10 protein-coding genes are annotated in these 13,138 nt (G+C 41.6%); 7 read left to right on the top strand and 3 right to left on the bottom strand.

What is annotated here, in order from left to right:
- Nucleotides 1-167 precede the first annotated feature (167 nt).
- The 7 genes from NJ959_RS00760 to NJ959_RS00730 all read left to right on the top strand — a co-directional run bounded on the left by NJ959_RS00760 (nt 168) and on the right by NJ959_RS00730 (nt 8,674).
- Entirely contained in the window at nt 168-1,616 is a 1,449-nt protein-coding gene (locus NJ959_RS00760) for a bifunctional orotidine-5'-phosphate decarboxylase/orotate phosphoribosyltransferase (RefSeq protein ID WP_254009827.1), read from the top strand.
- Nucleotides 1,617-1,619: 3 nt separating this feature from the next.
- A complete protein-coding gene (locus tag NJ959_RS00755; RefSeq protein WP_254009826.1) occupies nt 1,620-2,201 on the top strand; it encodes a hypothetical protein in 582 nt (193 codons plus the stop codon).
- Between the two features lie 41 nt (nt 2,202-2,242).
- Nucleotides 2,243-3,367: an AI-2E family transporter gene (locus tag NJ959_RS00750; RefSeq protein ID WP_254009825.1), complete on the top strand. Its 1,125-nt coding sequence runs from the start codon at nt 2,243-2,245 to the stop codon at nt 3,365-3,367.
- Between the two features lie 485 nt (nt 3,368-3,852).
- Nucleotides 3,853-4,068: a hypothetical protein gene (locus tag NJ959_RS00745; RefSeq protein ID WP_254009824.1), complete on the top strand. Its 216-nt coding sequence runs from the start codon at nt 3,853-3,855 to the stop codon at nt 4,066-4,068.
- Between the two features lie 166 nt (nt 4,069-4,234).
- Nucleotides 4,235-6,016 (top strand): 2-succinyl-5-enolpyruvyl-6-hydroxy-3-cyclohexene-1-carboxylic-acid synthase, encoded by a 1,782-nt coding sequence (gene menD / locus NJ959_RS00740; protein WP_254009823.1) that lies wholly within the window; start codon nt 4,235-4,237, stop codon nt 6,014-6,016.
- A gap of 223 nt (nt 6,017-6,239) precedes the next feature.
- Nucleotides 6,240-6,905 (top strand): L-threonylcarbamoyladenylate synthase, encoded by a 666-nt coding sequence (locus NJ959_RS00735; RefSeq protein ID WP_254009822.1) that lies wholly within the window; start codon nt 6,240-6,242, stop codon nt 6,903-6,905.
- 506 nt (nt 6,906-7,411) lie between these two features.
- On the top strand, nt 7,412-8,674 hold the full coding sequence (locus NJ959_RS00730) for a HetZ-related protein (protein ID WP_254009821.1): 1,263 nt from the start codon (nt 7,412-7,414) through the stop codon (nt 8,672-8,674).
- Between the two features lie 267 nt (nt 8,675-8,941).
- Here the strand turns inward: NJ959_RS00730 and NJ959_RS00725 are convergent, their stop codons facing one another.
- The 3 genes from NJ959_RS00725 to NJ959_RS00715 form a co-directional block, all read right to left on the bottom strand.
- Nucleotides 8,942-9,922 (bottom strand): ADP-ribosylglycohydrolase family protein, encoded by a 981-nt coding sequence (locus tag NJ959_RS00725; protein WP_254009820.1) that lies wholly within the window; start codon nt 9,920-9,922, stop codon nt 8,942-8,944.
- A gap of 115 nt (nt 9,923-10,037) precedes the next feature.
- Nucleotides 10,038-10,553 carry a hypothetical protein gene (locus NJ959_RS00720; protein WP_254009819.1) on the bottom strand — a complete coding sequence of 172 codons (516 nt, stop codon included), beginning with the start codon at nt 10,551-10,553 and terminating at the stop codon, nt 10,038-10,040.
- A 34-nt stretch (nt 10,554-10,587) separates the two neighbouring features.
- Nucleotides 10,588-13,138, bottom strand: a 2,551-nt coding sequence (locus NJ959_RS00715) for a C2 family cysteine protease (protein ID WP_254009818.1), incomplete at its 5' end; no start/stop codon positions are given.

Genomic DNA, 13,138 nt, shown 5'->3' with positions numbered 1-13,138 from the left:
AGAAATCTTTGTTTTATGAAGCTATATATATGTGCGCACGGATTTCCCATTATGAAAAAATAATATCAGAAAATAACAGGAAAAGTCAATAGGGGTTGGGGGTAAATTTTTATCTCTATAATGAGAGGGCGCAGAGGGATAAAATAGGTGAGGAGGAAGTGGGTAAGATGAACTTTTGGGATAAATTGAATAGTGCGATCGCAGAAAATCAGAGTTTACTGGTAGTCGGACTCGATCCGAACCCGGAAATGATGCCGAGCCGTTATCAGACCCAAAGAAATAATAGTACCATTATTGATAACTTGTGGGATTGGCTGAACTTCATCATAGAGGAAACCTCCGATTTAGTTTGTGCTTATAAACCTACCTTCGGATTTTACCAAGCATTGGGTATTCCCGGAATCGAATTACTGGAAAAAACCCTCAAGGCTATTCCTAGTCACATCCCAATTATTTTAGATGCCAAACATGGCGATATTAACACTAGCAGTATCTTTGCCCAGAGGGTTTTTGCCGAGTGGCAAGTAGATGCCATTACAGTAAGTCCATATTCCGGACAAGATCATATTGCACCATTTTTAATTTACCCTGGAAAAGCCGTCTTTGTTCTTTGTTGTACATCCAATCCTGCTGCTGTAGCTTTGCAGCATTATCCGAATTCAGAATCTCCCCTTTACTTGCAAGTAGTTAAGGAAGCAAAAACTTGGGGAACTCCAGAAGAATTAGGATTAGAAGTAGGAACAACCTCACCAGATATTCTAGCCAAAATCAGGGCAATTGCACCCGAAAGAGTAATCCTGGTGCGGAGTATCTGGGCAGAAGGAGGTAGTAATTTAAGTGAAATTTTAGCAGCTGGTTTGAATAAAAATGGAGATGGGTTGCTAATACCAGTTCCCCAAGATATGTTAGCTAGCGAACAACCTGCTGTGGCGATTAAATCTCTGATTGAAGAAATTAATCTCGGGAGAAATAAGGTTATTCTTGAGGCATCTACCTGTGAAATATGGATGCCGGATGTTTGCTTGTTGTCAAAGCACCCACAGGAAGATTTAATTTTACAACTATATGACCTCGGTTCCATTATGTTTGGCGAATTTGTCCAGGCATCGGGGGCAATATTTCCCTACTATATAGACTTGCGTAACGTTATCTCTAATCCTCAACTTTTCCATCAAATGCTGAGTGCTTATGCCGATATTCTGGAAAACCTAAAATTTGAGCGGATTGCGGGTATTCCCTATGGCTCCTTACCCACAGCAACTGGCTTATCCCTCCGTCTCAATCATCCCATGATTTATCCCCGGAAAGAAGTGAAAGCACATGGTACGCGGCGAGTAGTTGAAGGTAATTTTGAAACTGGAGAAACTGTTGTGGTAGTAGATGATATTTTAATTACTGGCAAAAGTGTGATGGCAGGGGCGGAAAAATTAAAATCAGTGGGATTACAGGTAAATGATATTGTAGTATTTATTGACCACGAACAGGGAGTTAAAGATAGATTGATTGAAAAGAGTTATCGGGCACATGCGGTATTAACTATTTCGGAAATTACTAATACGCTTTATCAAGCTGGGCGGATTAATGAGGAGCAATTTCAATCATTGAGTTGTCATTAAGAGATGGAACAATATTCCTGTCAGATTATAATTTGTCCCGGCATTCATAACCCGGAGTTTACTCAGGAATTTTTACAGGGGTTACAACGTTGTGCCACGGGTAATCTCGCCAATAAATTGAATCAGGATGTGTTAATTTTGCCAAATCAGGATTACCCTAGCTACTGTGCTATTCATATATTGGCAGATTTACAGCATTATCTGAATAGCAAGAAGACACCGATTATATTTATCGCTTTTAGTGCAGGAGTTGTGGGCGCGATTGGGGCAGCTTGGGGGTGGCAGATATTGGGAGGAGCGGTGACAGGGTTGATCGCGTTGGATGGTTGGGGTGTGCCCTTATCTGGAAATTTTCCCATTCATCGCCTCAGTCACGATGAGTTTACTCACTGGAGTTGCGCGTTATTTGGGAGAGGGGAGGAAAGTTTCTATGGAGATCCAGCCGTCGATCATTTAGACTTATGGAGGAAGGCAGATGTTTGTCAAGGCTGGTGGATTCATCCGGCTCAGGGAGGTGTAGGCGAAAAGCGAACCCCCATTACTGCTGCTGAGTTTATCATTAAGTTATTACAGCGTTATCTTTAGGTGTAACATTCTTAAGAAGATATCAAAAGTGCGTTTATCTCATGCCTATGATGGAATCCATTAATAAGCTTTCCCGGCAGTTTAGTATTGGGTTAATCTTCCCTCTTATCTGCCTAAACCTCTGGCTGCTACTGCTGTTAGCCAAACAGCTACAGCCTTTAGTTAGTATTTTAATTACGGCTACTCTGATTGCCTTTTTGCTGGATTATCCCATCCGCTTTCTCAAAGAAAGAGGAGTATATCGAGGCATAGCCGTAGCATTGGTACTTCTCCTGTTTTTGGTAATATTGAGTACATTGGGATTGTTCATTGGCCCAATAATTCTACAGCAAGCTAATGAACTATTGATCAAGTTACCAGATTGGATAAAATCCGGTCAAACACAACTCCAAAGCTTGGAAAATTGGGCTGTTGCGCAACAGTTACCAGTTGACTTAAGCGGAACATTTACTCAGTTAGTTGAACGAGTAAGTAGTCAGTTACGTTCTTTAACTAGTCAGCTTCTGAATTTAATTGTCAATACCATCGGCAGTATTGTCAATGTTTTCTTAACCCTGATTTTTTCCATTTTTCTAGTTTTGAGAGGAGAAAGCCTATGGAATGGAATTCTGAGTTGGTTTCCGGAGAAATGGAATAGTCAAATTAGGAAATCTCTCCCAAATAATTTCGAGCGATTCATTGCCGGACAAGCTATCTTAGCAACAATATTAGGTACAGCCCAAACAACAGCATTATTGATTTTGGGCATACCCCTAGCTGAACTATTTGGATTTGGAATTGGTGCAGCCAGCCTGATTCCCTTGGGCGGGACAACAACTACTATTGTCGTCAGCTTACTAATCGCCCTGCAAAACTTCTGGTTGGGGGTCAAGGTTTTACTGATTGCTCTTGCGATTATCCAAGTTTGTGAGAATATATTAGCTCCGCGTATTGTTGGGGAACTGACAGGATTAAATCCTGTTTGGATGCTGATTTCCCTGGATATTGGAGTTAAAATAGGAGGTGTTTTAGGGCTATTAGTAGCAGTGCCAATCGCTAGTTTTATTAAGGGAACTTTTGATACAATTCGCACTGCCACCGCCAATGGTAATCTGGCACAAGTAGAAGCAGAAATTGCTCTTAATCCTGAAGTAAATGAGCAACCTAAAAATTCAGTCAGTCCATAAGGTGTTTTCCAGCAGTGGTAGGGCAGTTTTTGCCCTATATAGTAGGGTTCGTTACATAACGCACCCTACAGATAGTAAATAGTGCGTTACATAACGAACTAATGACAATGAATCAGCCCAGCCCAATTAGGGGTCTAACCCATATCCGCAAAATCCCTCAAAGGTGTAATATTGTATATCAGGTTGGGTATCTACTATATATAGTCTGGTCAGTAACCCCGGTCTGAAGACACGGGGCTTGTAAGAAGAAATTCACTCAAGCTGTACTAACCAGCCTCAGCCTTCAGGCTACGTTATCGGCAAGCGTTAAAGAACCTACCAGTGGATGCGTAGCTAGTCCACTGCTCGCTTATCCAAAAAGTTAAACAGTTTTAAGGTCACTGAAACAGTGCTTTTTGGATAGTTACCGACTGATAACATTGATATTTCCTGCCATCCGTTTTCCTCCCAAGGCTCAAACCGCAGGGTTTCCAACGAGACTTTTTATGAAAATTCAACTTAGACTCTTACCTGGTGCAATCTCGGATTTATTCGCTCAAGTGAGTACTTCAGGCAAGATTACACTAGCTGACAGATACGGCTTAATGGCGGCATTGTTAGAAGAGTCCCTGACACAAGAGGAAAGGGACTCCATTGAACGATTAATCCGTTCAGTGCGACGGGGAAGACTAAAGATTGTCGATGAAATTTCGGCAATCTGATAGATTAGTTGTTTGTTGTTTGTTCTTAGTTATTGGTTTTTTATTTCAAATACAACAAAAAAATAATAGACAAACATAAAAATTTGCTCTCAAGCAAATTGTCGATAAACAACAAACAACAAACAACAAACAACCAACAACCAACAACCAATTAGTTTTGGATCTAATGCCCATTGACTTTCGCAACACTAATACAGTATGGGCTTCCATCCTGGCGGAAACCTTACAGCGTCTAGGTTTGACTACAGCGGTTATTTGCCCGGGATCTCGTTCCACTCCTTTAGCGGTTGCTTTTGCCCAAAATACTAAAATTGAGGCGATTCCTGTATTAGACGAACGCTCCGCTGCTTTTTTTACTTTGGGAATTGCCAGGAAATCCGGATTACCTGTGGCAGTAATTTGTACCTCTGGCACAGCAGGTGCTAATTTCTATCCAGCCGTAATTGAAGCCAGAGAAAGTCGAGTTCCCTTATTAATTTTAACTGCCGATCGTCCGCCAGAAATGCGAGATTGTCATTCTGGGCAAACCATTGACCAAGTAAAATTATATGGAAACTATCCTAACTGGCAAACAGAATTAGCTGTCCCGTCAGTAGATATGGGGATGTTAAGCTATTTACGGCAAACGATCGTTCATGCTTGGGAGCGATCGCAATTTCCAGTTAAAGGTCCTGTACATATCAATTTACCATTCCGCGACCCCCTTGCCCCCATTCCAGACACCACCACTAATTTATTACAATCCCAATTTCAACCCGAAGCATTCTTCGCCCATATTTCCCACTCCCCACTCCAAAAAACCCATTCCCCATTCCCCAATCCCCCTACCGAATGGCAAAAATGCGATCGCGGTATTATTATCGCGGGACTTGCTCAACCGCAAAATCCGCGAGAATATTGTAGTGCAGTGGGTGAGTTATCGAAAACTTTAGGATTTCCTGTTTTAGGGGAAGGATTATCGCCTGTACGAAATTATGCCGAATTGAATCCCTATTTGATTTCTAGTTACGATCTAATTTTACGCGATGGCTACGCCCAACCCAGGCATCGCAAACTTGCTGAAACCCTAAAACCAGAAATAGTCATTCAAATTGGGGAATTACCAACAAGTAAGGAGCTTCGGGCTTGGTTAAATGAATATCAACCCCAACGCTGGATTATCGATGCTAGCGATCAAAATCTCGATTCACTCCATGGCAAAACTATCCATTTGCGGATATCGGTGGAAGAGATGGGGAGTGGGTTTTTTGGAGTGGGGAGTGGGGGAGAAGAATTTGGCAAGATTTCCTTACTAGATACCACACAATCTAATTACTTGGCAAAATGGTGTGAGGTGGAAGCAGAAGTAAGAAGTAAAATTGATCGTAAAATGAGCGGAATAAGCCAGCTATTTGAAGGAAAAGCGGCTTGGTTATTGTCTCAAATACTGCCACCAGAGACACCATTATTTATTGCAAATAGTATGCCCGTGCGGGATGTTGAATCCTTTTGGGTTCCGGGGAATCGGCGGATTAGACCATTTTTCAATCGGGGGGCAAATGGAATTGATGGAACTTTATCAACTGCTCTAGGGATTGCCCACCGGAGTGAGAGTACAGTAATCCTGACAGGGGATTTAGCATTATTGCATGATACCAATGGCTTTTTGCTGAGACAAAAGTTAGTTGGTCATTTAACTATTATTTTAATTAATAATAACGGTGGCGGTATTTTTGAGATGTTACCAATTTCTCAGTTTGAGCCACCCTTTGAGGAATTCTTTGCCACACCTCAATCAGTTAATTTTGCCCAGTTGTGTGGTAGTTATGGGGTAGAACACCACCTGATTGAGTCATGGGGAGAGTTGCAGGAGTTATTAAATCCCTTACCGAAAGTGGGGATACGAGTATTGGAAGTACCAACGAATCGGAAAGTAGATGCGAGATGGCGGCAGATGTTTTCTACCTAACCGCTTTCTGGCTTTAATTCTATATACTCTCACGCTTGATGCAACATCATAGAAATCCTCCGAAGTTGGAAACCCCACGATCCCTGGTCAATTGCCAACAAATCTCCCCATGCCCCTCATCCCATGAGGATTCTACCGGAAATGCCTCAAATCCGTCCAAAAAGGGAAAATCAGGGGACGCTCTGTAGGATGATCTGAACCATCCTGAAAAATTCTGAATTTTATGGCAACTATTTACAACGTCCATCCGGAAACACCACAAATACGACGAATAGAGGAAATTAAGGAGGCCTTGCAAAATGGTGCTGTGATGCTATATCCAACAGACACCGTTTATGCGATTGGCTGTCACCTAACCGTAAAATCCGCAGTGGAGAGGGTGAGACGTTTGAAGCAACTATCCAATGATAAGCCCCTGACGTTTCTCTGTTCGTCGCTGTCGAATATTACCCAGTATGCCTCGGTAAGCGATCCAGCTTATCGCATTATGAAAAGTCTAATTCCTGGTCCTTACACCTTCTTACTACCCGCAACCAAGTTGGTCCCTCGCTTGGTGATGAGCCCCAAACGCAAGACTAGTGGTATTCGCGTACCGAATCATCCAGTCTGTCAAGCGCTCCTGAAAGCCTTGGGCACTCCGGTTATTTCCACTTCCGCCCATCTACCAGATCAAAATAATCAATCTCCAATGGTTACACTAGAACGAGCCGAACTATTCGACATGTTTGATAGTTTAGTAGACATAATTGTGGATGATGGCTCGGAACCAGGTACTCAGGTATCTACGATACTAGATCTGACTGGGGATGAACCTATGATGGTACGGCAAGGTTTAGGATGGGAGGCTGCAACAGCTTGGGCTGTAGCAAGTGAGACAAGTTGGAACTAAACTCGATTGATGTGCATCTAATTCCCATACTGAAATTTCTGGAAAGCTTGTCTGGTTTAGGGTACAGGGTGTAGAAATAGGAAACTTAAATCAGGATTAGCGAAAGAGGCTATCGGGTAGCCTCTGACAGTAGCTCTTGCCAATAAACCCGATACTACAGGGCAGGGGCGAGTAATTTCCCACGAAAGAGAAAAAATCGAGCCAGTTTCTCAATTGTCTACTGAAATAGGCTCAAGACATCCGGATGAACCTGAGTATGTGAAATCCTTTAAGTGGAGATACAGCAAGGGTTTCAGCCGATAGAGAGTGTCTGTAAATCGGGTTGGGTGCAACCAGTCAAATAGCGATCTGAATTTAGTGACACAAGCATGAACCAAGAGTTGAACGTAGCATTCTACATTGAAATTGTGAACAGCAACCGCAAGTTCACAAACGATAACACCGAAACCGATTTCCTAAACCTGGTGTCTTTGTAAGTAGTGATTGTAGTCTTGAGGGGCAATACCATGAATGTTCAAACAGCCGATTCTATCAACCAAACTTCTGTAACTAACCTTTCCAATCCGGAAGTTTTCCCTGAAACCGACACCGAAGCTTTAATTGAGCTTTTGTTGGAGGAAATGCAATCAACGCTATATCCTACTAACAAACAGGAAGGAAACGGCAAAGGCTCTGTACCACAGATGGGAGCTTTACCTAGCCGCACCCAATCAGTGGTGAATCGCATCGCTCTAGAAGTGGAACGGATTTGCAATAAGAGCGATCGCATCCAAAGTTCTGGTCAAGTTCGTTCCTGGCAATTCACTCTAGCACGTCATCGCCTGACTAAGTGTTTAGAGTACTATAAACTGGGTGCAAAACAAGGTCGTGTCGAATTACACAACAGCTTAAGCGTAATGGTGTATCGTCATGTTGCACAACCTCAATCTCAGTTAAAGTTTTCCGCTCGTTACAATTTAATTGAAGACTTTTTACAAGATTTTTATGCTGAGTCTCTCAAAGCTTTTCGGCGAGAAAATCAGCTCGATCTTCACTATTCTCCCCGCACTCAACTCGAACTTGCTGAGTACATGGCTTTTAGCGAACAATATGCCAAGCGCCGCATTACTTTACCCAATCGTAGCAGTCAGCAATTAATCGTGTTACGGGCACAAAGTTTTGCCAAACGCCAACCGAATGAAACCCCAGTAGATATCGAACAGGCGGTAGAATTTGCTAAAGGGGAGGAAGCGCAGGAACATAGCCGGATGAGAGCCATGCAGCAGGTGCGTTCCCGTCTGGTTTCTGATACAGTTGACCCTAGCGAGTCGGTATTGCGCGATCGCGTGGTGGCTGAATTAGTCCAATATTTGGAAGCTCAAGGTCATTCTGATTGTGCTGATTACCTAGTTTTAAAAATGCAAGACTTGGCTGCACCTGATATCGATGAAGTTCTGGGTTTGACTCCTCGTCAGCGGGACTATTTACAACAACGTTTTAAATACCATGTGGAAAAGTTTTCTCGCTCATCTCATTGGAAACTGGTTCACCAATGGTTAGGTGCAGATTTAGACCAAAAGTTGGGGATGACATCGGATCGCTGGCAAGTATTTTTAGGCGAACTTGATGAAAAACAGCAGGAATTACTGTCTATGAAACAGGCTCAAAAGAGTGATGGGGAGATTGCTAAGGCTCTCAATTGTACTCCCAAGCAAATGCAAAAACGCTGGACTCAGTTATTAGAATTAGCTTGGAAAATGCGGAACACAGAAGCAGCAGTGGTTGAATAGGAATGGACTAAACGCAAGGAAATCAAAGTATAAGTAGAATTTGCTAATTCTCATCTCTTGGCTTCAGCGATTAATGTTCTATCTTTATTAATTACTCTTCTCAGTCTCTTTTATCCAGTGGGGTGGTAACTGCCAACCCCACTTGTGCTTTTATTGTGTTAATATACCTGGTTATACCAAGTTACAGAATTTGTAGAGCAGGTGGGATGCCTGCGGCTGACAGGCGGGACACCTGTTCTACGTTCGATTATAATCCACAATTTGGTATTAATTCCTTAACATTATAGCCATTAATCTCTCAATTTTCGCATCTAATTCCTGTCTGTAAACTAATCCTTCTATCCACCTGTGCGGAATATTACTGTAGCCAAACTTCGCACCTAATAGTGCCCCTGCAACTGCCGCATTGGTATCTGCATCTCCTCCTTCATGAATAATCGGCAAAATACCATCTTGGTATGATTGTCCATGTTGTAGTGCCCAAAAGCCAGCGCCCAGAGTTTTCAGGGTATAGCCTACAGAATTGGTTTCACCGGGATTTAAACCTTCATCTAAATCTAAACTTTCTAGAGAAACAGCAGCTTTATCAAAATATTCTTGAAACTCAGGATGGTAAGGTTGGACAATTTTAGTAATCTTGGCAATAAGTTGCTCAATATCAGTTTCTCCTTGTAAAATACTGCTAATAGTTAAGCAAACTGCTACACATGAACCCAAACAGCGAGAATCTGGATGAGTAATCCGACTCACTTTTTCAGCATTATCTTTTACTTCTTCTAAATCATGATATTGCCAAATTCCTAAAACAGAAGTACGCATAACTGCACCATTAGCAGCCCACTGTTTTCCTGAATCTGACCAGACTTTTTCGGCAACTTCGTAGGGATTTTCTACAAAACCAGGAGTGTGGACAACAGTATAGACTGTTCGCCCCATCCCCATCCCATCGGTAATTGCCCAGTGATGAATTTTGGCGGCAATATCGCGAATGTCAATCTCTTGTTTTTCTAATAAACTATCAAGAATGCACAACATTTGATCGGTATCATCAGTCCAATCACCGGGGAACCAACCTTCCATGCCTTTCGAGTTATTATAGCGGGTAATTTGGTTGTAGTCTTGGAGTCGGTTAGGATATTCTTGAGTAACTTGTTGTTTGGATATCCATTCAGTGCCGAAGCCGAGAGCATCGCCGATGGCTGCACCGAAAATAATGCCGCGAATTTTATCTTTTAGGTGGTTATTCATGGAGAGTGTGTTTTTGCATTTGTGAAAGATTGTGCTTTTATTCTTAGACTTGTCTTCTTAAGAAAATAGGGTAGGTACTGCCCATCCTACTTTTATTCTCAATTTGATACATAGCTCAAACAGCTACCTTCATTGGTGCGCCTTGTTCCTTTAATCGTTTCCACAGTGTGGTTGCTTCCATGCCATGCTTTCTGAACATTTCCTCAACAAAGGGAGAATCAGGACCTGGAGTGCCGCGTACAAATGACGTATTAAAGTACTGTTTGACTGAATCACTAATATATTCGTCTTCCAGAATAACTTTTTTAATATCTATTGCCAGTGTAAATCCACAGAAAATTATGAAACCAAAACGTGTCAGACTATTATCAGCAATCAGGCGAAGAATTTTCAACCAATCCTGATAGTGGAGATCTTTCCATACAAAAAAGAAGTGGTTCATCAAAGAACGCATCATGGAGTCAAAGTAATTCTGAAACAGACATACCAAAAAATTACATTCTCCTACTTCTCTTACACGCTGGATATATTTCTCTTCCAAGTCTATCTGTTCTTCACTATCCCAATCCCATTCATTGAGGTAGCGATTCATTTCGGCAATCAGTTCCAAGATATGATCTGTGTTATTCATGACAATTATAGGTTGGGGATAGGTTATCTCTAATTTAAAAATCTACTGGTGTAACTTGCACGTCTGGCGTAATCAAACCTTTGTTAATTAACAAATTATAACTTTTCCACAAATTTTCTTCTGTTGGAAGATAGTGACCAGATAAATTATTTATCCTTAACACTTTTCCACTTTTATCTATACGGAACTCACCCGCACCATAAACATAAGCTCGTCCCTTTGATAAACCCGAATGGTTTTTCCCCAAAATTAAACTCATATTTCCTCCATCATAAACGATTACAAAATCTACGACCCCATCCCATGTTGTAGTAATTTCCTTGGCAGGTTTACCATCTCGACTACCAACCATACTATATTGCCCACCATCCAGTCTATGAGGTTTAGCAGGATATATAGCAGTTTGCAAAGGACCATGAGCAAGAATAGCATCTCCCCGATGGAAAGCATCATAAAGCTGATCGAATTTACCATTAACAACTCCATCAACTTCTCGAATTGCCGTTACTCTAGTTAAGAAATCTGATATCGCTGCTGAATTTCCACCACTCAAGAGTTCATCTACTAACTTGGAAAGAGCAACTTTCTCTTCTGGCTCTCCGGATTTAAGAATTGTTTCCAGAATTTGGGCTACTTCTTCTCTGGTTATTCCCTCACCAGGTTGAAAGTTATCTAATGCCTGATTTAGTAAACGATTAGCTCTTTTAACATTTAGATCTTGTATGTTTCTCTCCAGCAGTGTAAGTTCCCCATCCGCTTCCTCTAGCAGTACTTTCTGTTGCGCTCCATCTTTAATCTCGGAAATTTGCTTATACTTAGTCTCAAGAGCTTCCAAACGCTTACCCAATTGCTCATTTTCTTCTAATAATTTAGCAAACTGTACCCCCAATTCCTCGCAACTCGAACAGCGGAAAATCTTCCCCGCCTTAGTAACAATTAAATGATGTCCTTCTGTCGTAACAAGGTTAGTTAATTGATCCTGAACAGAAAATCCCCTCTGACGCGGTACTCCCGCCTCATCTACCTCCGCTTTCTTCGCTTTACTTCCAGCTAAACGATGAGTAAGGAATTGGATAATTAATTCCACACCAACCGTCGCAATAGCCTCAGCTAAATGTTCCCCTGCTTTATCAATATCCTCTTGTGTTTGAGCATTCAATACAGCCGCAAAACCAATCAAATCTTCAATAACACTAATGACATCCATCCCCAGAGTAACTACTCCAACTCCGATGAGGATGACATCTAATACTTGTCCTGCACCTGTGCCATGAGACAATGCCCAGGCAGCCATGATAAATGACATGGCTGCTAAGGTTTTGAGGTTAAGCAAATCTTTTAATTTTTCGCCTAATTCTGGTCCTAACTTGGTTATCGCCACAGAAATAGCTGCTGCTATTTTCTCCAATTTTGTCATCTCGGCTACTGGTTTGTTTCGAGATGGTTCAACTAGGTCACTTTCAATAACAGGTCCTTTTTGCGCCACATTCTCTTGACTAACCTGATTGATGTATAAAGTATGAAAATATTGCCGAAATTTACTTAAAGATAAACCCGTAATATGGCTGTGCCCCCAAGGATTTTGTAAATCTACAAATAATTGATCTTCTGTATAATTATTGTTCTCAACCTCTGATTTAACGTAAATCTTTTCCACGACATAGGAATGGTTTAAAACTACACCATCTGCGGTATCTTTTTTCTTTTTCTCACCATCGCTAGAAGGAATAGTGGCTGCTGTTACTGCCCAATTGTTCTTAACTAAAGCGTTGATGAGTAGATTAGCTAATTTTTTCCACTCCCAGTCAGGAATGTAATAGGAAGAAGCGGGAGTCCCAGTTAATATTTCTACCGCATCACCAGGATGACCACCTTTACCAATTAAATCGTATCCACCCTCACCTTTGCCTGTTTTGCCATAGCCTTCTTTATACTGAGCATAAGCTTTTTCCAATAGCATCGGCCAAAGTTCTTTTAGCTCTCTCGTTTTATCTCCCACACCTGCATAAGCTGGTATTCCAGGAGCAGCCGATGGAAAGTAAGGAGTTACTTTGATGATTTGTACTCCTGACTCAGTATACAATTTGACGTTATAAGTGCCATCTCTGTTATCGTCAATTAAGTCTCTAATTAGACTTGGATTAGCTCTAGCTACAGCCATCATTCCCGCAGCAAAACCGCAGGTTCCTAAGTCACCTTGATCTACATCATTGGAAGATATATCATTGAGATCTTCCAATCCTTTTATAAATGGTGTGCCCTCAAAATAATTGTATCCATAACCTTCTTTATCATCGAATAGTCTTTGGGTAATCCCTAAACTTTCCCTAGTGGCATAACCGATTTTACCATCAACTTCAGTAAGACGTTTGTCATATTGCCATTTGGCGATGGCGAGGACAGTTTCTTCGTTAAATGCTTCTGTCTTTGACACTTTCAGCGTGTCTTGGATTACTGAGATTGTCTCTTTGCTATAATCTAATCCTTTGTTATAGGCAATTGCTCTGGGGATATCGATATTTTTCCATTCTTCAGCTACTTGAGCCTGAGCTAATGATTCCCCAGCCACTACTTGAGGCTGAATT

The organism is Limnofasciculus baicalensis BBK-W-15, assembly GCF_024178385.1.
Taxonomy (GTDB): Bacteria; Cyanobacteriota; Cyanobacteriia; order Cyanobacteriales; family Coleofasciculaceae; genus Limnofasciculus; species Limnofasciculus baicalensis.
Note: the sequence above shows the minus strand (reverse complement) of the source record. Positions and strands in the feature narration are given on the sequence as shown.